The organism is Microbacterium sp. GQ128 (assembly GCF_059758615.1).
The window spans coordinates 27,612-47,442 of the sequence record NZ_JCAXDY010000006.1; the positions used below are offsets into that span (position 1 = coordinate 27,612).

At 64.0% G+C, this 19,831-nt stretch carries 26 protein-coding genes; 4 read left to right on the plus strand and 22 right to left on the minus strand.

What is annotated here, in order from left to right:
• Positions 1-7: 7 nt before the first annotated feature.
• The 3 genes from AC6CHX_RS17670 to AC6CHX_RS17680 all read right to left on the minus strand — a co-directional run bounded on the left by AC6CHX_RS17670 (position 8) and on the right by AC6CHX_RS17680 (position 1,394).
• On the minus strand, positions 8-595 hold the full coding sequence (locus AC6CHX_RS17670; RefSeq protein ID WP_498273876.1) for a TetR/AcrR family transcriptional regulator: 588 nt from the start codon (positions 593-595) through the stop codon (positions 8-10).
• A 68-nt stretch (positions 596-663) separates the two neighbouring features.
• Positions 664-1,023, minus strand: a complete 360-nt coding sequence (locus AC6CHX_RS17675) for a fluoride efflux transporter FluC (RefSeq protein ID WP_498273877.1) — start codon at positions 1,021-1,023, stop codon at positions 664-666.
• A complete protein-coding gene (locus tag AC6CHX_RS17680; RefSeq protein WP_498273878.1) occupies positions 1,020-1,394 on the minus strand; it encodes a fluoride efflux transporter FluC in 375 nt (124 codons plus the stop codon). The genes AC6CHX_RS17675 and AC6CHX_RS17680 overlap by 4 nt, the downstream gene beginning before the upstream one ends.
• An 85-nt stretch (positions 1,395-1,479) precedes the next feature.
• Between AC6CHX_RS17680 and AC6CHX_RS17685 the strand changes: the two genes are divergently transcribed.
• A complete protein-coding gene (locus tag AC6CHX_RS17685; RefSeq protein WP_498273879.1) occupies positions 1,480-3,006 on the plus strand; it encodes an FAD-dependent oxidoreductase in 1,527 nt (508 codons plus the stop codon).
• On the opposite strand, the gene AC6CHX_RS17690 is transcribed toward AC6CHX_RS17685, so the two are convergent.
• The 18 genes from AC6CHX_RS17690 to AC6CHX_RS17775 form a co-directional block, all read right to left on the minus strand.
• Positions 2,975-3,814 carry a nitroreductase family protein gene (locus AC6CHX_RS17690; protein ID WP_498273880.1) on the minus strand — a complete coding sequence of 280 codons (840 nt, stop codon included), beginning with the start codon at positions 3,812-3,814 and terminating at the stop codon, positions 2,975-2,977. The two genes, AC6CHX_RS17685 and AC6CHX_RS17690, sit on opposite strands and share 32 nt — an antisense overlap.
• A gap of 4 nt (positions 3,815-3,818) precedes the next feature.
• On the minus strand, positions 3,819-4,193 hold the full coding sequence (locus AC6CHX_RS17695; RefSeq protein ID WP_498273881.1) for a hypothetical protein: 375 nt from the start codon (positions 4,191-4,193) through the stop codon (positions 3,819-3,821).
• A 194-nt stretch (positions 4,194-4,387) separates the two neighbouring features.
• Positions 4,388-5,062 carry a class I SAM-dependent methyltransferase gene (locus tag AC6CHX_RS17700; RefSeq protein WP_498273882.1) on the minus strand — a complete coding sequence of 225 codons (675 nt, stop codon included), beginning with the start codon at positions 5,060-5,062 and terminating at the stop codon, positions 4,388-4,390.
• Positions 5,052-6,293 (minus strand): MFS transporter, encoded by a 1,242-nt coding sequence (locus tag AC6CHX_RS17705; RefSeq protein ID WP_498273883.1) that lies wholly within the window; start codon positions 6,291-6,293, stop codon positions 5,052-5,054. Before AC6CHX_RS17705 ends, AC6CHX_RS17700 begins: the two co-directional genes overlap by 11 nt.
• Positions 6,278-7,009 (minus strand): HesA/MoeB/ThiF family protein, encoded by a 732-nt coding sequence (locus AC6CHX_RS17710; protein ID WP_498273884.1) that lies wholly within the window; start codon positions 7,007-7,009, stop codon positions 6,278-6,280. Before AC6CHX_RS17710 ends, AC6CHX_RS17705 begins: the two co-directional genes overlap by 16 nt.
• A gap of 78 nt (positions 7,010-7,087) precedes the next feature.
• Positions 7,088-7,441 carry a hypothetical protein gene (locus tag AC6CHX_RS17715; RefSeq protein ID WP_498273885.1) on the minus strand — a complete coding sequence of 118 codons (354 nt, stop codon included), beginning with the start codon at positions 7,439-7,441 and terminating at the stop codon, positions 7,088-7,090.
• 165 nt (positions 7,442-7,606) lie between these two features.
• Positions 7,607-8,386: a MerR family transcriptional regulator gene (locus AC6CHX_RS17720; RefSeq protein WP_498273886.1), complete on the minus strand. Its 780-nt coding sequence runs from the start codon at positions 8,384-8,386 to the stop codon at positions 7,607-7,609.
• Positions 8,387-8,843: 457 nt separating this feature from the next.
• On the minus strand, positions 8,844-9,077 hold the full coding sequence (locus AC6CHX_RS17725; RefSeq protein WP_498273887.1) for a hypothetical protein: 234 nt from the start codon (positions 9,075-9,077) through the stop codon (positions 8,844-8,846).
• A gap of 221 nt (positions 9,078-9,298) precedes the next feature.
• Positions 9,299-9,595: a hypothetical protein gene (locus AC6CHX_RS17730; protein WP_498273888.1), complete on the minus strand. Its 297-nt coding sequence runs from the start codon at positions 9,593-9,595 to the stop codon at positions 9,299-9,301.
• Between the two features lie 326 nt (positions 9,596-9,921).
• Positions 9,922-10,386, minus strand: a complete 465-nt coding sequence (locus tag AC6CHX_RS17735) for a hypothetical protein (RefSeq protein WP_498273889.1) — start codon at positions 10,384-10,386, stop codon at positions 9,922-9,924.
• A gap of 181 nt (positions 10,387-10,567) precedes the next feature.
• Positions 10,568-11,014, minus strand: coding sequence for a hypothetical protein (locus tag AC6CHX_RS17740; protein ID WP_498273890.1), 447 nt, complete (start codon positions 11,012-11,014; stop codon positions 10,568-10,570).
• A 139-nt stretch (positions 11,015-11,153) separates the two neighbouring features.
• Positions 11,154-11,591, minus strand: coding sequence for a hypothetical protein (locus tag AC6CHX_RS17745; RefSeq protein ID WP_498273891.1), 438 nt, complete (start codon positions 11,589-11,591; stop codon positions 11,154-11,156).
• Positions 11,592-11,897: 306 nt separating this feature from the next.
• The gene (locus AC6CHX_RS17750) at positions 11,898-12,371 is read right to left on the minus strand and encodes a hypothetical protein (protein ID WP_498273892.1); all 474 of its coding nucleotides are present in this window, start codon (positions 12,369-12,371) and stop codon (positions 11,898-11,900) included.
• A 1,195-nt stretch (positions 12,372-13,566) separates the two neighbouring features.
• Positions 13,567-13,917, minus strand: coding sequence for a hypothetical protein (locus tag AC6CHX_RS17755; protein ID WP_498273893.1), 351 nt, complete (start codon positions 13,915-13,917; stop codon positions 13,567-13,569).
• Positions 13,918-14,012: 95 nt separating this feature from the next.
• Positions 14,013-15,437 (minus strand): RHS repeat protein, encoded by a 1,425-nt coding sequence (locus tag AC6CHX_RS17760; protein ID WP_498273894.1) that lies wholly within the window; start codon positions 15,435-15,437, stop codon positions 14,013-14,015.
• 213 nt (positions 15,438-15,650) lie between these two features.
• A complete protein-coding gene (locus AC6CHX_RS17765; RefSeq protein WP_498273895.1) occupies positions 15,651-15,884 on the minus strand; it encodes a hypothetical protein in 234 nt (77 codons plus the stop codon).
• Positions 15,885-15,897: 13 nt separating this feature from the next.
• Complete coding sequence (locus tag AC6CHX_RS17770) at positions 15,898-16,344, minus strand: hypothetical protein (protein ID WP_498273896.1); 447 nt, start codon at positions 16,342-16,344, stop codon at positions 15,898-15,900.
• A 151-nt stretch (positions 16,345-16,495) separates the two neighbouring features.
• Positions 16,496-16,819, minus strand: coding sequence for a nucleoside hydrolase (locus tag AC6CHX_RS17775; RefSeq protein WP_498273897.1), 324 nt, complete (start codon positions 16,817-16,819; stop codon positions 16,496-16,498).
• A 368-nt stretch (positions 16,820-17,187) separates the two neighbouring features.
• Here AC6CHX_RS17775 and AC6CHX_RS17780 point away from each other — a divergent pair, with 368 nt between their 5' ends.
• Together AC6CHX_RS17780 and AC6CHX_RS17785 are read left to right on the plus strand one after the other, a co-directional pair.
• Entirely contained in the window at positions 17,188-18,027 is an 840-nt protein-coding gene (locus AC6CHX_RS17780; RefSeq protein ID WP_498273898.1) for a DUF4097 family beta strand repeat-containing protein, read from the plus strand.
• Positions 18,024-18,650: a PadR family transcriptional regulator gene (locus AC6CHX_RS17785; RefSeq protein ID WP_498273899.1), complete on the plus strand. Its 627-nt coding sequence runs from the start codon at positions 18,024-18,026 to the stop codon at positions 18,648-18,650. Before AC6CHX_RS17780 ends, AC6CHX_RS17785 begins: the two co-directional genes overlap by 4 nt.
• A gap of 64 nt (positions 18,651-18,714) precedes the next feature.
• On the opposite strand, the gene AC6CHX_RS17790 is transcribed toward AC6CHX_RS17785, so the two are convergent.
• Positions 18,715-19,260 (minus strand): universal stress protein, encoded by a 546-nt coding sequence (locus AC6CHX_RS17790; protein WP_498273900.1) that lies wholly within the window; start codon positions 19,258-19,260, stop codon positions 18,715-18,717.
• A 149-nt stretch (positions 19,261-19,409) separates the two neighbouring features.
• Here AC6CHX_RS17790 and AC6CHX_RS17795 point away from each other — a divergent pair, with 149 nt between their 5' ends.
• On the plus strand, positions 19,410-19,595 hold the full coding sequence (locus tag AC6CHX_RS17795; protein ID WP_029263716.1) for a DUF3073 domain-containing protein: 186 nt from the start codon (positions 19,410-19,412) through the stop codon (positions 19,593-19,595).
• The last annotated feature ends 236 nt before the right edge of the window (positions 19,596-19,831 follow it).

Here is a 19,831-nt window from a genome sequence, read left to right on the forward strand (position 1 = left end):
CTCGGTGTCAGGGTGTGGCTGTCGCTGCGGAGGGAGTGGAGACGGAATCTCCGAGGATCCGCGCCAGTGCGGTCTCGATGAAGGACTGTTCGAGGCGGGCGTCGCGGACCTGCATGCTCCACATGACGCCGTCGATGAAGATCATCGCCGCTCGGGCGCGGTCTTCGCCATAGGTCGGCTCGAGAAGTTCCACGAGCCGGTCGGAGAGGTGGCGTGCGAGTTCGCGCAGACGGGGGTCGTGCACGGCGGCGGTCACCACGGCGCGGTCGGCCTGCACGGCATGTGCGTCGTCCATGCTCTCGAACACGAGGGCCGCGATCACGGCGGGGCTGTCCCCGCGCTCGGCGATGGTCTGACGCACCCCGTCGAGGCGCGCGTCGACCTCTTCGGCGAGCGCCCGGAAGGCGGCGGCGCGCAGGTCGTCGAGGGTGTCGAAGTACTGGGTGGTCGCGCCGAGGGGAACGCCGGCGCGGGCGGCGACCTTGCGGTGCGTGACGGCCTCGGCCCCCACCTCGACGATGAGTTCGGCGGCAGCGGTCACGATCTCGCGACGGCGCGCTTCAGGGTCGCGTCGACGACGCAACCCATCACCCATCCGAACCCCCTGGACATCCCGTACATGTACGTTTGTACATTTTCGGATTGTGAGGACGCTGGGAGCGGTCAGAGCAGCGCGCCGACGGCGAGCCCGAGACCCGCGGCGAAGAGGCCCAGCAGGAGCATCCCGACGGCGTTGAAGACGGATGCCGGGCGCTCGCCGTCACGCCACAGGGCGACCGCGTCGAGCATCGCCGTGCTGAAGGTCGTGTAGCCGCCGAGGAGTCCGGCACCGAGGAGGAATGCGGCATCCGGCAGCGCGGTCGTGACGACGCCGAGCGCGAAGGATCCGGACAGGTTCACCAGCAGGATGCCCCACGGGAACCGGCGACCGGCCAGCCGCGCGACGCCGAGGTCGACCAGGTACCGCAGCACCGCGCCGACTCCCCCGGCGAGCGCGGCGGCGAGGAACAGCACCGGGTTCACGAGGCCGCTCCGGAGCGCGGGCGGGCGATACGCAGCCCGAGAGCTGCCGCGCCGAGGCCGAGCACGAGACTCCCCGCGGCGTAGGCGAACGCGAGCACGGGGGCATCCGCCCACAGCTCCACGCTCCCCGTCATGAAGGCGCTGTACGTCGTGAAGCCGCCGAGCACACCGGTGCCGAGCAGCAGCCGCAGATCCGTGGATGCGGGGATCCGCGCGGCCAGCACGCCGATCAGCAGGGCGCCCACCACGTTCGCGACGAGCACCGCGACGGGGATGCCCCCGACGTCGGGAAGCGCGAGCCCCAGGCCGAGCCGTGCCGCCGTGCCCACCGTGCCGCCGAGGGCGACGAGGAGGATGCGGCGGAGGGTCACGTCGCCACTGTAGTCGCGCGTGACAGTGCGCCGAGGCGATGTCAAGGGCGTGGATGCCGCGCACCGCACGCCGTTGACTGTGGCCATGACCCCTCTGTGGAAGCTCGAGAAGTCACTGCCGACCGGATCGCCCTTCGAGGCGGGTGCGCGCCACGACGTCGTCATCGTCGGCGCCGGTCTCACCGGCCTCACGACCGCCGTCATGCTCACCAGGGCCGGTCTCGACGTCGCCGTGATCGACGCCGGTGGGATCGCCGAGCTCGCGACCGGTGCGAACACCGGCAAGCTCTCGCTCCTGCAGGGCATGCGGCTCGCGACGATCCGCCGCCATCACCCCGCGTCGCTCGTGCGCGCATACGTCGACGCCAACCGTGCCGGCATGGACTGGCTGACCGCCTTCGCCGAGAGTGCCGACGTGCCCTTCACCCGCCACACCGACCACTCCTATGCGCAAGGGCCCGACGGCGCGTCGGATGTGCGCGATCAGCACGACGCCGCCCGCGAGGCCGGCCTGCCGACGCGGATGCTGGCCGCCACCACCGTGCCGTCGACGCCGTTCCCGGTGGCCGCCGCCGTGGCCCTCGACGACCAGGTCGCGATCGATCCGGTCGCGGTGACCGCCGCGCTCGCCCACGAGCTGCTGAGCGCTGGCGGCACGCTGCACATCGGCGTCCGCGCCACCGGCACCCGCGCGCTGCCCGGTCGCGTGGACACCACGGCGGGGCCGATCTTCGCCGACCACATCGTGCTCGCGACCGGAACCCCGATCACAGATCGAGGCCTGTACTTCGCCAAGACGCACGGGCTGCGGTCGTACTGCGTGTCGTTCCGGGTGCCGGGCGACGTGCCAACGGGGATGTTCCTCTCGGTCGACGGTCCGACCCGCTCGGTGCGTCCGGTCAGCGCGGCCGACGGCCCCGGGGGCGAAGCTCAGCTCGTCGTCGGGGGCAACGGCCACCCGGTCGGCAGGTCCGACAGCGAGAAGGCCGCGGTCGAAGACCTCGTCGCGTGGACGCAGCTGCACTTCCCCGGCGCCGAGGAGACGCATCGGTGGTCGGCGCAGGACTACGAGTCGCACAACCTGATCCCGTTCGTCGGCGCGATGCCCCGCGGTCTCGGCCGCATCCGCTTCGCAACGGGCTACTCCAAGTGGGGGCTGTCGAACGCACCGGCTGCCGCACAGCGTCTCACCGCCGAGATCCTCGGGGTGCCCTGGCGCGAGCGTGCGGATTGGATGACGACCATCGGCACGCGCATGACCATGCCCGCCGACCTCGGGCGCGGCGCCGTCGAGGGTGGAAAGGTCGCGGCCGCACTCGCCGGTGGATGGGCAGATGCCGAGAGCCGCTCGGTTCCCGTCGCGAAGCCCGCCGAGGGCGAGGGTGTGGTGGCGAACCGCGGCGGTCGTCCGGTCGGCGTCTCGACGGTCCACGGCGTGACGCGCGCCGTCGGCGCGGTGTGCACGCACATGGGCGGCGTGCTCGAGTGGAACGATGCAGAGTGCACGTGGGACTGCCCGCTGCACGCCTCGCGGTTCGCCGCCGACGGCACCCGGATCGAGGGTCCAGCGGTGAAGGACCTCAGTCGCCTGCCGCGCTCGGGCCGGGAGTGACCGGGCCGGGCGTCGGGCCGTCGTCCCATCCCTGCTGAGGCGTGTCTCCGTTCTCGCGGAACACGTACTGCGACACGAGCTTGCGCTGGCTGCTCGACCAGTCGATCGCGGGGCGCCGCTGCTCGGGCGGCAGGTAGCCCAGCCGGTAGACGGCCATGAGCTCGAGGTCGTCGGGCACGCGCAGCAGTTCGACGATCTCGTCCCAGCGCCCCGGCACCTCCATCGGGAAGGAGATGAACTGGATGCCCATGCCGAGCTCGACCGTCGTGAGCCAGATGTTCTCCATCGCCGCGCCCATGCTGAACACGGAGTAGAACGACGACAGCTGCCCCGGCCGGTACTCGCTGCGGTCGAGCATGACGCCGAGCAGCAGCGGCGACCCCGCGACGAGCTTGCGGTTCTCGGAGCCGAGGGTCTTGGGCACGCCGAAGGTGTTCATGAGCGTCTGCCCGCGCTTGGTGAACACCTGGCTCGTGAACGGGCGGAGCGCGGCGGGCAGCTTGTCGAACAGCATCCCGCTGCGCTTCTCCTCCATCTCGGCCTGGCTGAAGCGGAAGTACGGCTTGTAGCGCTCGAAGAACGTGCCGTTCGACATCGCCTCGGTCATGCTCTCGCCCGAGATGCGGGCGATCTGCTCGATCGTGTCGCGGCTCTCGATCACGACGAACCGCCACGGCTGGCTGTTCAGCTGCGAGGGGGCGCGGCCCGCGGCTTCGAGGAGGATGCGCTGGTGCTCCTCCGACACCGGGTCGGGCAGGAAGGGCCCGTTCGTGGTCTTGCGGCGGCGGATGGCATCGAGCAGTTCCATGCGGTCACTTCCGGTCGGCGGGGCGGCGCGAGACGAGGAGTCCCGCGACGATGAAGGGGGCGGCAGCGAGCGCGACCAGCGGATGCCGGCGGCCGTGGCTGCCGAGGTACGGGATCGCGGCGAGGGGGCCGGCCGCGGGGAGCAGTGCGAGGGCGGCTCGGCGACCGGCGGTGCGAGGGCCCCGGGACAAGCCGACCGCGACGGCCGCGGCGACGGTGGTGCACGTCACGATGTAAAGCGCGTGATGCAGCCAGCGGAACCGGCTGGTGTCGATGAGCCGCGCAGCGACCGAGGCTCCGAGCGCACAGTTCGCGGTGTAGGCGGCGGTCGCGACGAGGAACAGCGGCGATGCGTCTCTGTCCCTGTGCCGCCGACTCATGGCACGACCCTACGCCCGCGGCCATGCCGGGGGCTCCCCCTTGCACGCGGGTCCGCCGTTCGCTACGCGCCCGCGCCCGCGTCCTTCCCCCTCTCCCTTCCCGCCGAGCGGCCCTTTTGTGTGCGAACGGCCCCCTTGCGTACGTCCACAACGGGGTGGTTCGCACGTAAGGGGGCCGCTCGGCATAGTGCGACTCAGGGAGGATTTGCGCGCGCAGAGAGAACCCAATCCCGAACGATCCCGCCCGGGTAGCGGTGTCGCGGGAGATCGATAGGGACCGGGCCGCGGTCAACGGTGAACCCCGCAGTCTCCACGAGCTCCACACAGCCCAGAAACGAGAGATAGATCTTCCGGACGCGTTCCGAGGGGTAGTAGAGCCTGAGGTTTCCACGAGCATCCAATGCCGCCGACCCCCATCCCGGCCACGGATCGGTACCAGCCGCCGTCCACTCTGCGAACAACCGGCCCTCGGGACGAAGCACGCTACGAATTGCAGAGAGGTCTGCGCGGGATCCGTCCAAGTCCGGGCGTATGAGCACACGCGACGCGATGACGACATCAAATCCCGCCCGATCCTCCACAATCTCCGGGAACGTTCCGTGGAGCAGTCGATCGTGAAGCGAGGGATGAGCAGAAAGAAGCCGATCGACAGCTACGCGAGACGCGTCGCAACCATAGATATCAAGACCACTATCGGCAAGCCTCAAGAAATTGCGCCCGTCACCCACGCCGATGTACAGGATCTGGTCGCGATCGGAAACCTCCTCAAGAACATGCTGAACGATCGGCAGTTCCGCCCCTCGGGGCCAGTCACGAATCACATGCGCCCAGTCCCAGTAGTCCGCCAGTTCGCCGGCATCATTGCTCAACTGCATCCTCCTCACTTTCGAACCATCGCCGCCTAGACGAGGACGAAGCTCGAAGGCCCGTCACGAGCACCCCCGCGCCGACAACGACCCCGAGCATCCAGGTCGTTGGACCTACGAGTGCTCCGAAGATCACCGGACCTACGATGTTCTGCAGTTGTCCTCCCACATTCATCGCGCTCATGTCCGTTGTCAGCGCACTCCCGCGACTCAGCTTCACCATATAGACGGCGAGCGCTGCAGAATGCAGAATTTCCGCGACAATCTGGAGCAGGATCAAGGCGGACAAAAGCACAATGCCGATTCCACCATTGGAGCGCGGCGCGGCCGTCGCCAGTACCAAGATGGATAGGCCGAGGATGATCCCAGACGTGGCCCAAGCGATGGCGTGATTGTACCCGCGAACCACCCAGGCGTTGGTTCGTGCCTGAACGAGCGCGACGCACGTTGCGTTCGCGATGAACGCAACGGGAACAATCCACGACAGCGTCGGCCAGCGCGACACCACTAAAAGCGGGAGGTACACGTTGAGGAGCGTCCGATGGAAGGAGAAAACAAAATTCTCCCACGTAACCCTTAGCCTGCGCCGTGAAGCAAAGGCTGAGATCATCGACGATCGCGAGGCGAGCAAAGATGGACGAACGCGCGCACCCACCAAGTTCTTGCCTTGGAATGCAGCTCGATAGACAAGAACGACCAAAATAAACGACAACGAGTTTGCACCCACGACGAGGGAGAGCGGCAGTTCGAGGAAAAGAACTAACGCGCTGAAGCCAGCCCCCACGCCGTACCCGATGTTGCCCGGGAGCGCCATCCGACCGAAGACGCGCACGGCATCATCTTTGGACAAGGGCGCGGCTACTATGCTCCGTGTCAACGAAGCCGCGGAGCGGTCGACAAGACCGAATACCACTGAGTAGATCAAGAAGGCAAGATCTCCGCTGACCGCGAGCCAACCGATCATGCCTGCTGCCCGCAGCGAGTAAGAGATCGCAAAGACTCGGAACGGACCGAAACGATCGGCAAAATGCGCAACAGGAACGGACGCCAGCGCGCCGGCGACCGCTGAGGCCGTGAGCCCAACGCCCACAGCAATCGGACTCACCCCATTCTGGAGTGTGAAGAAGAGAGCGGCGGCACTTACGAAGGCTCCGGTACCCACCGCGTCAACGGCGGTGCCGAAGAGGGCTGCACGCTCGATGGAGTTCGCTTCCGGGCTCACCGGCTCCCGCATGCGGGGCACCCTCGTATCCGGTCGATTGGAACCTTGATGAAGTCATTCTTGAAGCAGGAGAAGGAAAAGAGATAGCCGCTCGCAAGGTCGCCCTTGCCGAGGATGATCTTCAGCACCTCATTCGCACCAAGAACTCCCGCCAATCCGGTGGAGACGCCCCACACAGGTACCGGACCACGCCGGTTCTCGGGCAAGTCCGGAAAGGCGCACTGCAGGCACGGGTCCCCGGGCGATGCCATCGTGAAGACGTAGCCGTAGCCGTACTGTGCGCTGACGTGAACCATCGGTGTCGACGTCTGGATGGCGAACGAGTTGCAGAGCAGTCTCTGCTCGGGGCCGTCCCCGCCCTCAAGGATCACCGAGTAACCGGCGAGCAATCTCTCGACGTTCTCGTGGTCGACCCTTTCGGTTGAGAACGTGACGTCGATCTCCGGGTTGAGTTCCAGAAGCTCCTCCGCGGCCGCTTCTGCCTTGAGCCTTCCCACGTCGTGGCTGCGATAGAGGATCTGGCGATTGAGGTTGCTGGTCTCGATGCGATCGAAATCGATGATGTGTATCCGCCCAACGCCGGCGGCGGCAAGATAGTAGAGAAGTGGAGACTTCACTCCTCCGGCCCCAACGGAGACGACGCTGGCCTCACGCAGGAGCCGTTGCCCTTCTGCTCCGACCTGGGGCATCATCTCTTGCCGGTTGTATCGCTCATCCTTGAATTGCATCTGTTCCTCCGATCAGGCTGGGATTTGCGTCCGTGGCGACCGACCTTGGAAGTCGGCCGCCACAAAACTGAGTTCGCGTCAGCCGTCACAAGCGTGTACGGCACATACCTTGACGTCTGCATCCGGATCGATTTCGTCGTCGAGTCGAGCGGCTTTTCCGTTCACGAGAACTCGAGCGTAGCGTCGCACTTCGCCCGTCTCCGGCGCGATGAATGCATGTTTGACATCGACGTCCATCTCACCGAGGCTGCGGAACAGAGACTCGACCGTCAATGGCGCGCTGCTATCAATCTCGACCGAGTCTCGGTTGAGGAGTGCTTCCGCGACGCCTCGCAGTGCTATTTGCATCATCTGACCTTCTTTCATCACTATCAATTGGGTCCGTCGATGAATATGTAGACTGTCGACGGCCCAAGCATCGTAAGCAGGCATGAGGTCGTCGAAAGAAGATGCATCTCGGAATCTCGGAATACAGTCAAGTCACGCCCACTCGCCCATCTCGACCCACCCCCTTTGTGTGCGAACGGCCCCCTTAGGTACGTCCACAACGGGGTGGTTCGCACGCAAGGGGGCCGCTCGGCATCCGGAAGGATGCGTCTACAGATTCGCCTCCGCGTAGATGCGGAGTGCGTCGCGGACGAACTCCGCGCCGTGGGTGCCGCCGGACGACGTCGCGTAGTTCGCGCCGAAGCGCGGATCCGCGACGTACATCTCGCCGAGCCCGATCACATACGCCTTGACGTCGCCGCCGGGGGCGGCTGCGGGAGTGCCGGGGATGCCCGTGAGCCACTCGACGTGGCGTCGCGCGACATCCTGAGCCTCGGCGGATGCCGGGTCGATGCCGCTCTCCGCCGCGGCGATCCAGTCGCGTCCGAGGTCGGACACGCGCTGTTGCCAGTCGGCGCGCTCGGCATCCGTCATCCCCCGCCACCAGCGGTCGCTGTCGGCGTAGGCCTTCTTGCCCCAACGATCCTCGACCTCCTCCTTGTATTGGGTGTGGTCGAAGCCGTCGAACATGTTCTCTGCCATGAGGTTCTCACCTCCTCTCAATGCGGTGATGGTCGATTCGACCGACGCGATCTGCCGCGCCAGCCTGGTCTGTTCCTCGCGCAGCAGCGCGAGATGGGTCTCGAGGGCGGATGCTTCGCCGCGCTCGCGTTCGAGCACCTCCGCGATCTGCGGCAGCCCGAGTCCGAGCTCTCGCAGCAGGAGGATGCGCTGCAGCCGCACGAGCGCCTGCCCGTCGTAGTGGCGGTAGCCGTTGGGCGCGATGCGCGACGGCGGCAGCAGTCCGATGTCGTCGTAGTGCCGCAGCGTGCGACTCGTGGTGCCCGCCAGCCGCGCGATCTCCTGGATGGACCAGTCGTCCCGTTCCATGTCGCCTCCTTCCCGTTCGATATCTCGACTCTAGAAGTTGACGTCGCGTCAAGGTCAAGCGGGAGTTGGTCTCCTCGTGCTCCCGCCCCTCGCCACTCCTTCTCGAGTGCACGGCTTACTGTCGAATGCACGGGTTGTCGACGTTGACAAGCCGTGCATTCGACAGCTTCCCGTGCACTCGGTAGCGGCCACGGAGGAGCATGGAGCACTGGCCATCAGACCATCTCGATCAGCCACCGGATCCTGTACGTCGACAGAGGCCTCATGGCGGATATTCCGACGAATCTCGCATCGACTTCTCGCCCGGTGAGCGGCCGCAACGGGCCTTGCACCAGCGAGAGATTGAAGTTCTGGTCATCCCAGGCTCCGTGCAGCCGTCACCTCAAAACCCTCCGTTCCCGTCGTCGATCACATCCACCTCACCACGCCCAACCAAAGCCGAAACTGCATATGGCGCTCAACCCTGAGATACGCCAGACACGAACATGAATCCGCCGAAGATCACGATGATCACGCCGACAACGACGACATGGACTTTCGCCGACGGTCCTCTTATGGCGTCATCGGCGACCGGCTCGCCAAAGAAAAACTTCAGTGCGCCCTGAATCATCGTGGGAATCACTCGATGTAGCGCGATAGCAACGAGCCCGAAGATGACAACGACGATGCCGACAATCGCCTGGTCGGACATCTGCGCCACCTCCCTGGGAGCTCCCGTTCAAGATAGCGGAGCCACCGCCGCGCCTGTTGCCACCCCCTCGTCTCATAGCCGCACTCCACCTGGTGCGCCTATCGGGGAGGTAGCTGCGTTCATCGGCGGGTTCACAGCGGCGGGTTCACAGCGGAGATGAGCATTGAGCCCGCCATCCGATCCCCTGCACGCGTGCAACGGTCAACGCTCTCCGCGAGGGCCTAGTTCTGCTGTGTCAGCGCAATCTTGTAGGTCTGGATCACTCGCATCTCTGAGATGCGCAAGAACCGGATCCTCTCGTCACCCGTGCTGTAGCGGAGAGCGGGCCGAAAAGGCATCAGAAGCAGAAACGCAATGAAGTTCCAGTCGTACCAGCAGATCGCCTGACCCAGCGTTGCTTTCTGAGCCCACGAGTGGATGAGCAGCCACGCCACGGTCGAGAACGGGATCAGGAACCAGAGAACGAATCCGCGGACGATCAGCAGCAGCATTCCGGAGAAGCCGGCAAGGCTCTTCAACGCAGTCCTCCTGCCGAAGACAACTGCATCGTCGTGTCACGCCATCGCGTCACGCGAGCTCTCCGGACAGCGGTAGTCATGGAGCCATCATCGTCTACTCAGGCTGCCGTCTCGTGATCACCGATCGTCCTAGTTGTCGAGGGCACAGAACAGGTTTGAAGTCACAAGACGGCAGTACGTACCTTGGCTACGGACTAAGCCTTTGAACGATTCCGACGATCCCTACCGTCACCATGGCAATCCCGAGGATGACCATGAAACTAGGAGCTGCCCGAGCAGAGGTAGTCATGCCGACGTCATCGTCGAGTGCGCCCCCGGGGAGGCTGTCACCGGTGCTCGATCGCATCGTCGGGGGCGGCCGTCCTCAGCCGCACCTTGTCTCCGACCGACAGGGCGACGAAGCACATGACGCTTCCGAGAACGGCGAGTCCCCCGACGACCGCGAAGGCCTGATACCAGTCCCACACGAGCAGATACATCGGGAAAATACCCACGACAGCCGCCAAGGCGTTGGGGATGAGGACATGGCGGATCCGGTTGCGGCTGACTCGCGATGATCCGCCACTCACCGGTCGCTCAAGAGACCAGCACATCAGCGCGACCGGCACTCCCCCGGCCGCGAAAATCGCGAAAGTGCCGAGCAGGGGCGTGACATGGTCTCGCCCTCCAGGGGATACCTCCCAACCGCCGACCGATCCGTAGCGGAACAACGCCACGAACGCCGCCGTCATCAACACAGCACCAAGCAGCAGGACCATGAGGGGGAACACTCTCGTCCGTCTCGACGTCATCGCGACTCCTCTAAAAGCGCCGAAAGGTTAGAAGCCTGCTGTTCCCAGGTCGGCTTCGCCGCTTCGAACCGGCTGTGAGACGCGTAAGTGAAGAAGTCGGCGTCATGCCCGGTCGTTCCGATGGGGTGATCAAAACGATACGAGTACGACCAGATTCCAGCCGGACACTCGGCGGTCGAGGTCATATGAGCGAACCCAGGAACGCGTTAACCTCTTCGTCGAGAACCAAGAGCAGGAAAGACTCTGCATCGTAGATGGAGTGGATGACGACCTGCACCTCGCTTGCGAGCAGCAGAACATCCGAGTCGGAGAGCGAACCGACGGAAGGACGAAGAGTCTGACCTCGCCTGTTGCCCGATATGAACGCATTCAACGGGTACCCCGAGGCTCCTCTCCGAACCAGACGCGTCAGATCTTCGGGAGGTGATTGCAGGCCTTCCCAACGGATAACCCTGTCGTCGACGAAGGAGACACCATCGAGTCCTGGGTCGCCACGACGCGATAAGTCGTCATCAACAATGAGAATTCCGTCCGAGACCGCGGGTAATCCCCGGAAGATCCGGCGGAGCACGCTATCGGCGTCGCCAAGCCGCGCAGACTGCGAAAAGGGGGAAGCCTCAAGACTCACGCGACCTTCTGGCACGAAACACGAGACCCCTGATCGAGGGATTCCGCCGACCAGTCAAGGCCTAAAGCTCGAGGGACCGAGGCCAGCGTTCCATGGACGTGCATCTGATCATCACCCATCTCTGCGAATGCTCACTCGGTTACTCCCGTCGAAGCACCCAGAGAGGTTCGAAAGACGTGTCCAGTTCACCGGGTGGAAAGAACTGCATCTCGAGAACATCATCATTCGATTGGAAGAGGAAACCCGTATGCGTGCCGCACGGTCCATCCAGCATGAGGTAGATCGCGTTGTCACGGCCCCCATAGGCGCCGATCCATGTACCGGTGACGTCCAGCCGTTCAACTCCCGCGTCTTCGTTACACACGATGTCCGACGGCCAGTCGTGAGCTTCAACGGTTCGATCGGAATGCAACTCCATCGCAGCCGGATCCGACTCCCCTTCAAGGATCCACGTGCCGCTGACGTCCTCGATTCCGAGTCCACGAGCTGGCGTGGGGCTCCCAGAACAAGCCGCTACGCCCAACACGACAACGCCCACGCAGGCAACTCGGATGACGCGTTGCACGAGGCGGGTCATCGCCCTGCGATCGTTTCTGTCCATGTAGATGTCACTCTCGCATGAGGAGTGCCGCCCGGAGTGGCCGATGACCCCCGCATCGTCATGTCACTTCGCCGCATCACGCCGCGTCTGGCCAGAGGTAGTCATGCAGTCATCATCGTCTACTCAAGCTGGTCGCTGCGGCTGAAGTCAGCCTCAGTTCATGTGCACCCCGTTGGCGAACACGTCCCGCAGCACGAAGACGCCAAAGACTCCGCGCCGAGCACCTCTAGTCACGCCCGGAGGTAGTGATGCCGTCATCATCGTCTACTCACGCTGCTGTCGTCAGTCGGTGGGGATCTTCGATATCCAGACGCTCTGGTCTTCACTTGCGGATTCAGGATCCCTCACGCCGTCGAGAAACACCTGGAATCGGTAGTCTTTTTCCCCAAACTCCCACACCTTGAATATCCAGCTCGCGTTCCCACACGATTCTTCGTCCGACGTCAGAAAGAGCAGATAGGGGAAGTCTCTCCCGGACTGCCACGTGCCATGGATCGTGCTCGGATTTTCCCACTCCAGATCATCGAGTTTGAGGGCTCCCGCCTCTCGGCAGAGCAGGTTTTCTGGCCACGAACGAGCCACGAACGTGCCGTCCCCGTTCATCGAGATCGTCGCGTCGCTGCGATCTACCTGGAGACTCCACACTCCGACGATGTCTTCCCTCGTCAGATCGTCAGCTTCAGATTGCGGACCGCATCCTGTCAGCACCATCACGAGTACTGCAGTTGCTGCTGCAACTGACACCCAGTTTTTCATCCGCGCATTATTCCCAACTCACCGTCGAAGTCCAGGTGTAATTGACGGTAACGGCCGACAGTGGGCCCGTGGCGCCGGGCAGAGAATCTGCATATTCGCGCACAGGGCTGATCAAGGATCCCAGCGTCATGGGGTTCGAAGCGGAGAATTGGATGATCGCAGTTCTGCCTTCGCGCTTACTCACCTTAACTCACCCAATACCACAAGGGGTTTTTCGAACCACATAGGGGAAGTCCGAATCTGTACCATACGACGTCGCCGCGCGCCGGGTGATACGGGCCGATCGCGACGTCCCCTCTACTCGTTGTGATTGTAATGATTAAATCATTATCGATCGTCCACGTGCCGGCTCCACTGAATGTGGTTTTGCCGTCCCAATCCGTGCATTTGCCCTCTGCCTGGAGGACAACCCCGATCGGGAACCCGTCTAGGCGCACAGCACCTTCGGATTCCAATATTGCTTGGCCGACGGAACCCGCACGTCCCTTGGTCTCCGCCTGTAATGAAAGCGGTAGATCAACCGCGCGACCCATTCGTGACTGCGCCGACATCATCGTCGATGCCGCAAGCGCAACCAGCCCGATGGCTATGGCTATCAGAATCGCCACTGCCGCCCAGACAAGACCCGACCTCACGCGAATCACGGAGAGACGTCCATCGAAAGCCAATCCAAGATCATTTGCTGGTATGCCGCGAGAGGAATCCCGTTCGGGAACTTTGCTGCCAATTGATACCCGAGAGAGACAGCCCTGGCATCCTCAGGATCAGAAATCCCAGGAATGGAATACCCATATTCGAAGCGACGATTGTTTCCAGAACATTCACCCGCACCTCTCGGTCACCTTTCTTGTAGTCACGAAAGCAATCGCGGCTCAGTCAACTAGAGAACACCGGCTGCCTCCAGAATCACCCACACACCGATAGCTACAAAGACAACGCCGACTTCTACAATACGCCTGGTCCCGTCCGAGTTTGCTGATTTCGAGATCATCGGGCTGCCAATCTTCTCCGCCTTGCGGAGTATGGCCTTTCGCACACTTTTTCGCCAAACGATTACGACGACGCCAAACCCGACGATCAGTATTCCAGTGACGAACATTCTGTACCTCGAATTCGGCTGGCAATCGAGGGACCGAGGCCAGCGTTCCATGGACGTGCATCTGATCATCCCCAATCTCTGCGAATGCGCACTCGGTCACTCCCGTCGAAGCACCCAGAGAGGTTCGAGAGACGTGTCCAGTTCGCCAGGTGGAAAGAACTGCATCTCGAGAACATCATCACTCGATCTGAAGAGAAAACCGGTTTGAATATCGCACGGGCCCTCCAGCCCGAGAAAGATCCCGTTGGTTCCACCGTCGGCACCTGACCACGTCCCTGTAACGTCCACCTGTCCAGGGGCCCGGATCCCGCCGCAGAAAACTGCTGATGGCCAGTCATGGGCGCGGACGCTTCGATCGTCGTTCAGCTCCATCACGGCAGGACCATATTCGCCTTCAAGAATCCATGTCCCGCTGACGTCTTCGATCTCGAGTCCATTGGCGGGCACGGGTTCCCCTGAACATCCGCCCAAGGCTAGAGCCGCACCTAGGCTTAGGCTGCCAACGGTGGCTAGTCGAGCGATACGTCGAAGTACGGAGATCATCACCAGCTAATCGTTTCGGTCCAGGTGAAAGTTTCAGACACGTGATTTATTCCTGCTCCCGGCGCGATGCGGTTCAGATAGGTGTAGACGTCATCGTTAATCCGCAACATGGATCCTAAAGACGTAGTATTCGTGGCCGTTATCGCAACGACGGCCGAGCTCCCCCGAGGCCGCTCCACGAGCTCAGCTTCCAAATCGAAAGTGCCAAGTGTCAGAAACGTCTGATATTCGCTTGGAGCGCTTTCCCAGTTTAGCCCCGTAAGGGCATCTCGCAGAGTGTTGTGGTTCCTCAGTTCAGGCGTCCCGGCCGTGAACCCCCAAACGGGCAACTTGCGCCCATTTCGAAAGGCCGACTGAAGCAGCGAGCGATACTCGTCTGCTGTGAGCGACCCGCGAATGTCCTGCGTCATTTGAGACCCAGGGCCGTATGCGAGGTGGGAAGGACTGTTTCCACTGAGCCAGCTTTCGAGCAGCTGCCCCTGTTCGGACCCGTAGAAACGCGCCATCCGAAGATCCGAAGCACGATCGCGGAACGGGGCGATGAAAGGGTTGCTGTCCTCGTCTCGCACCTTCTTGAAGAGCCTATCGCTTTCCTTCTGGACCGCCGCTTGGCCCGGTGGGAGGCCTTGCGTCGTCATGTTCCAGGCCTTGGGTTTGCGGCTTCCACCATCGCCACGCATCATGAAGTTGAATGCGAGCCCACTCGGGTCCTTGTACGTCGTCGGGTTGTTCCCCGAGTACGCGTAGCCCGTGTTCTGCTGCGGCAGGTTGGTGTCGATCACCGGGTCCACAGAGACGAACTTCCCCAACGCCGGGTCATACGTCCGCGCCCCCACATTGGTCAGCGCCGTGGCCTTGGCGACCTGCTTGTTCATATACCCGGCACCATCAGCCCATCCCTGCGCACTGTCCGCAATGGGCGCACCGAACGGGTCACGATACGACTGCACGGTCGATGACCCATTCGCCGTCGTCTGCACATCCACCGTCCCTTCCAGGTTCGTGAACAACCAGGTCAACACGCTCCCGGTCGTGCCGGTCTTCGCCGACCGCTGAGCCACCGGCTTGCCCTCCGCACCAGAGTACGTGCGGAACCCTGCCACCACACTGCTCCCCGCAGCCTGCGTCAGAGTCGTGTCCCCGAGGAACAACGACGCGCCATCCGTCGAAGAGACCTGCAACAACAGGTTCCCGTCCGCATCGAACACGTTCGACTGCACCTCCGACCCGGCGACCACCTTCGACACCTTGCCCACGGTATTGAACGTCAGCTCCTGGCCCGGACGAGACACCTGATTGCCGGACTCGTCATACCCGTAGGCCCCGGTGCCCTGCCCCGCCGCACCCGTGACCTCCTGCACCGCATGCGGACGCTCGGATCCGGCCGCCGGATACTCGTACGCCCGAGTCGATACGGTGCCCATCGATGAACGAGACGTCACACTCGTGCGATTGCCTGTCAACGTGTCGTAGGCGTAGTCCAGCCACATCGGAGCCGGGCCCCCCATAGCCGCCGCGGATGGAGCAGCCGTACATGCCGTCGCGGCGTTCGGCGTCCACGCCCGAGTCAGCTGACGCAGCCCATCGTAGGAATAGCAGGTCTTCTGCGTCTGCGCCTGCGGGTGCGTCGCCGCGAGCTAAAGAACGCCCACCCCGTTCAGAATCACGACGACGCCGATGGCGATGAAGACGACGCCGACTTCGATGACGCGCCCAGGTCCGTCCGACTTCGCCGACTTCGAGATCATCGGACTGCCGATCTTCTTCGCCTTGCGCTCGATACCCTTCACCACACGCTTACGGAACACGATCATGGCGATGCCGAAGCAGACGACGAGTGTTCCGACCGCGGGCATAAGCGGGTTCATCAACGCACGCCCCTCATCAGTAAGGTTCACAATCGACTTCGGTGCGCACGCCGTTGACCAGCCGACCAGCCAGGATGCTGAGCGCACCGCCACCGACCGCTGCCAGCGCGACGAATGCGAGCACAGCGGGAAAGTACCAGACGAAGATAAAACTGAGAAGGGAACAGGCCACAGGTCCCACGGCTACTCGCATCGGCCACGAACGAGGCGATCTCAGCTGCGGAACCAGCGACAACAGACTCAATCCCGTGGGCATGATGAGACCGAAGAGGGCGCTCGCCAGCACGGCACTCCACACAGCCCCGCCGTTGCCGGAGTCCGCGATACTTCCCCAGCCGAATCCGAACGAATACAGCCAGTACATCAATCCCAGCAGAGCGCCGATGGTCGCATTCGAAACCCCGAGAGCCACGAGGCAACGCACCCATCGCACGCGGTAATGCGCACCTGAGATCGTGGTCATCGTCGATTGTCCTCGAATTCGGGTGGCGGGGGTGGCAATCACTCGACTCTAGAGCTCACGGTGCGTCACCGTCAGCATCGCCCCCACACGCGAAAACGGCCCCACCCCCGGGTCGGGAGGGTGGGGCCGCTGGTCACGACGGGAGACGCGGTCAGTCGACGGCGGTTCCGAACGAGGTCACGGAGGCCGTCAGAGCGTCGGCCACGGCCTGGGCGTCGATGTCGAAGAGCACGTCGACGTTGGGCTCTCCCTGCCACCGGTCGATCATCTGCACGACCGTCTGTCCGCGGGTGTGCTTGCCGCTCAGCTCCACGTCCACGCGCAGCCGCCGTACCGTGAACCACTCGGGGTTGAGCGCGTAGGCGACACAGGGCACGTCGTTGAGGTGCATGCCCTCGGTCTTCCACTCCGGCATCTCGTCGCGGTCGTCCTGACGGTCGGGGTAGCCGATCATCTCGCAGAGCACCACGCCCATCGGCGAGCGCGACTCGTAGAGGGTGCGGATGTGATCGGGCGAGAGCGAGACAGGGCTCCGATGTTCAAGCTATGCCCGGCCGCCCGCTCCCCCGTCATGAACTGATGCAGCAGCACCTCGTACATTCGGTCGGCGATGGGCTGCTTCGTCGATCGCCCGGCCACGTCTTCTCCCCTCGAAGTCCTTCCGTCGAAGACTACCGGTCGCCCCCGCAGGCCCCGGACGGACGCGCGGCCGCCACAGCGACCACCCCCTCTCCGATGAGGGTTTCGCCCGAACTTCACGCGGAGGGTTGACAAGATCGAGATATATCGTGTTACTCTGGCCAGACACGATATATCGTGACCCTACACACAGGAGAAGCACACATGACCGAGAAGTGGCTCATCGCCCCCGGCGAGGAACGCGTCATCGACATCGAGTCCGTCACCCGCCTCAAGGTGGGCCTCGTCGGAGGACAGGTCGACATCATCGCCCACGACGAACCGGGCATCCGCATCGAGGTGCACGGCGTCACCACCAAAGACCTCCGCATCGAGTCCCACGACGGCGAGGTCGAGATCGACCACCCGCAGCTGGGCTGGGACAACTTCCTCGAGGTGTTCCGCAACTTCGGCTCCGGCGGCCCCCGCGCCGAGGTGAGCGTCGCGGTCCCCCGCTCGATCGCCCTGAACCTCGGCGTCGTCAGCGCCGGCGCCCTCGTCTCGGGCCTCCGCAACGACGCCCGCCTCAACACCGTCTCCGGCGACATCATCGTCGACACCCTGATCGGCGACCTCACGGTCAACTCGGTCTCGGGCGACGTGCAGGTGCGCGGCCTCACCGGCTCGATCAACGCGAACAGCGTCTCGGGCGACGTAGCCGTCACGGGTGCCGTGCGCAAGGCAACCGTCGACATCGTCTCGGGCTCCACCCTCGTGGATGCTGCGGGAGACGTGAACACCATCAACATCAACTCCGTCTCGGGCGGCACCACGGTGCGCCTCGACGAGTCCCTGGCCGCGAACTACGTCGTCCGCTCGCTGAGCGGTCGGCTGCTGATCGACGGCGTCGAGCGCAGCACCTCCGGCCCCAGCAACTACACCGGCACGAAGGGCGAGCTCTCGGGACGATTCGTCGACCTGCGCGCGAACTCCGTCTCCGGTGGCGTCACCGTCCTCCGCCGCACGCCGGCCTCGATCACGGAAGACGAGGAGTGGGAAGCATGAGCCCCGCCGTCTTCTCCCACGGCGACCTGCGCCTGTATCTGCTGTCGCTCCTCGCCGAGGCGCCGCAGCACGGCTACGGCATCATCCAGTCGCTGACCGATCGCACCGGCGGCACCTACACGCCGAGCGCCGGCACCATCTATCCCCGCCTCGCGAAGCTCGAGGAGGAGGGCCTGGTCACCAAGACCGTCAACGGCCGCACCACCATCTACGCGATCACCGAGGCCGGTCGGGCCGAACTCGCATCGCGTGAGGGCGACCTCGCCGGCATCGAGGCGGGACTCACCGATTCGGTGCGACTGATCGCGAGCGAGGTCCGACAGAGCGTCCAAGATGCGATGAAGAGCCTCCGCGCCGACCTCGCCGCCGCCGAGAAGGGCGAGCGCACCGCGGCCAAGAACCGCCCGCGCACGGCGGGAGACGACTCCCGGCTTCTCAGTCGCGAGGAGATGCATCGTGCGGATGCCGTCATCAACGCGTTCCGCGCCCGGGTGCGCACCGACCTGCGCACGCACCTCGCGAAGGGTGGCACGCTGTCTCCGTCGGTCGTGACCGAGCTGGAGGATGCGCTCGACAACGCGGCCCGTGGAGTCACGGTCTCCCTGAGCAGCTCCGGATCCTGAACACGCAGAGGGCCCCGTCGGCGAACAGCCGACGGGGCCCTCTGCTGTTGAGCGTGAACGCCCTCTAGGACTCCGGCCAGATCTCCTTCTGCTCATCGGGCACCGACTCGCCGAGCGGCACGACCAGGATCGAGCGGTGCTGCCGGTGCGCGAGCCGCGCCGCGACCGAGCCCGTGAAGAACTCGCGGATCGACTCTCCGATGCCGCGCTTGCGGGTGCCGACGACGATGAGCGATGAATCCAGCTTGTTGGCGAGCTGCTTGATCGCGAGCGCCGGGTCGCCGACGAGCTGACGCGCCGTCCAGGTGACATCCACCCCCGCCAGGATCTTCGCGGCAGAAGCCTCGACCGCCTCGAACTCGGCGGCGCCTGCATCGAAATTGATGTCGATCGGAGCCGAATGCACGTAGCCATCCGGATCCTCATACGTGACGAATCTCGTGACGTCCACGTGCGCCACCACCAGGGGGACACCGAGGAGTCGCGCGTAGCGCACGGCCTCGTGGATCACGTGGGGGTCCTGGTCCAACTGCATGCCGACGATGACGGCTTTCTGCAACGCCGCGTTCTGTGCGGCCTCGTCGGATGGAGTGGGAGTGTTGTCGGTCATGAGATCGTTTCCCTTCACCAGACTGGCCTCGGCCAGTGCATCTTCCCCGCGTGCTATTCTGAATGCTACTCTTACCGGCTTCGCGCCGGTGTCGTGAAATGCCCCGGGCCTCAAACACCCGCGGCTTAACTCGTGAGGGGGTCTCGCGCATGGGCCGTGGCCGTCAGAAGGCGAAACACACCAAGATCGCCCGCGAACTCAAGGCGTACAGTCCGTCGGTGAACTACTCCGCGCTCGAGCGCGAGCTGGCTCACCCGACCGACGAAGACGCCTACGTCGACAAGTGGGCCGATGAGTATGAAGACGAAGACGAGGACGAGCTAGAGAAGGCCTGACCGCCCGCTCTGCTTCGTGACACCCGCACACCACGTGCGGGTGTTTCGTCGTGTCCGGGCGCCGCACGCCTGTCGGACGCCTGTCGGACGCGCGTCGGCCTCGGAACACCTCTGCTCTCGCACTGCTCGCGTGATGTCAGCGCTCTCCCGGCCGACGCCGATGCGCCTGTATTTATGATGTTTCCAGGCTTGTGAGCGCAAACATTTTCTGATTTGATGTGCATGTGATCGATGAT

Excerpts from the sequence above, each read along its gene's own strand:
- AC6CHX_RS17670 (WP_498273876.1), bottom strand. The coding sequence starts at position 595 with ATGGGTGATGGGTTGCGTCGTCGACGCGACCCTGAAGCGCGCCGTCGC.
- AC6CHX_RS17695 (WP_498273881.1), bottom strand. The coding sequence starts at position 4,193 with ATGAGTCGGCGGCACAGGGACAGAGACGCATCGCCGCTGTTCCTCGTC.
- AC6CHX_RS17760 (WP_498273894.1), bottom strand. The coding sequence starts at position 15,437 with ATGGGCACCGTATCGACTCGGGCGTACGAGTATCCGGCGGCCGGATCC.
- AC6CHX_RS17790 (WP_498273900.1), bottom strand. The coding sequence starts at position 19,260 with ATGACCGACAACACTCCCACTCCATCCGACGAGGCCGCACAGAACGCG.
- AC6CHX_RS17770 (WP_498273896.1), bottom strand. The coding sequence starts at position 16,344 with ATGACCACGATCTCAGGTGCGCATTACCGCGTGCGATGGGTGCGTTGC.
- AC6CHX_RS17685 (WP_498273879.1), top strand. The coding sequence starts at position 1,480 with ATGACCCCTCTGTGGAAGCTCGAGAAGTCACTGCCGACCGGATCGCCC.
- AC6CHX_RS17690 (WP_498273880.1), bottom strand. The coding sequence starts at position 3,814 with ATGGAACTGCTCGATGCCATCCGCCGCCGCAAGACCACGAACGGGCCC.
- AC6CHX_RS17745 (WP_498273891.1), bottom strand. The coding sequence starts at position 11,591 with ATGACCCGCCTCGTGCAACGCGTCATCCGAGTTGCCTGCGTGGGCGTT.
- AC6CHX_RS17735 (WP_498273889.1), bottom strand. The coding sequence starts at position 10,386 with ATGACGTCGAGACGGACGAGAGTGTTCCCCCTCATGGTCCTGCTGCTT.
- AC6CHX_RS17710 (WP_498273884.1), bottom strand. The coding sequence starts at position 7,009 with ATGCAATTCAAGGATGAGCGATACAACCGGCAAGAGATGATGCCCCAG.
- AC6CHX_RS17725 (WP_498273887.1), bottom strand. The coding sequence starts at position 9,077 with ATGTCCGACCAGGCGATTGTCGGCATCGTCGTTGTCATCTTCGGGCTC.
- AC6CHX_RS17795 (WP_029263716.1), top strand. The coding sequence starts at position 19,410 with ATGGGCCGTGGCCGTCAGAAGGCGAAACACACCAAGATCGCCCGCGAA.
- AC6CHX_RS17720 (WP_498273886.1), bottom strand. The coding sequence starts at position 8,386 with ATGGAACGGGACGACTGGTCCATCCAGGAGATCGCGCGGCTGGCGGGC.
- AC6CHX_RS17705 (WP_498273883.1), bottom strand. The coding sequence starts at position 6,293 with ATGCGGGAGCCGGTGAGCCCGGAAGCGAACTCCATCGAGCGTGCAGCC.
- AC6CHX_RS17750 (WP_498273892.1), bottom strand. The coding sequence starts at position 12,371 with ATGAAAAACTGGGTGTCAGTTGCAGCAGCAACTGCAGTACTCGTGATG.
- AC6CHX_RS17715 (WP_498273885.1), bottom strand. The coding sequence starts at position 7,441 with ATGCCTGCTTACGATGCTTGGGCCGTCGACAGTCTACATATTCATCGA.
- AC6CHX_RS17775 (WP_498273897.1), bottom strand. The coding sequence starts at position 16,819 with ATGGGCGTGGTGCTCTGCGAGATGATCGGCTACCCCGACCGTCAGGAC.
- AC6CHX_RS17780 (WP_498273898.1), top strand. The coding sequence starts at position 17,188 with ATGACCGAGAAGTGGCTCATCGCCCCCGGCGAGGAACGCGTCATCGAC.
- AC6CHX_RS17785 (WP_498273899.1), top strand. The coding sequence starts at position 18,024 with ATGAGCCCCGCCGTCTTCTCCCACGGCGACCTGCGCCTGTATCTGCTG.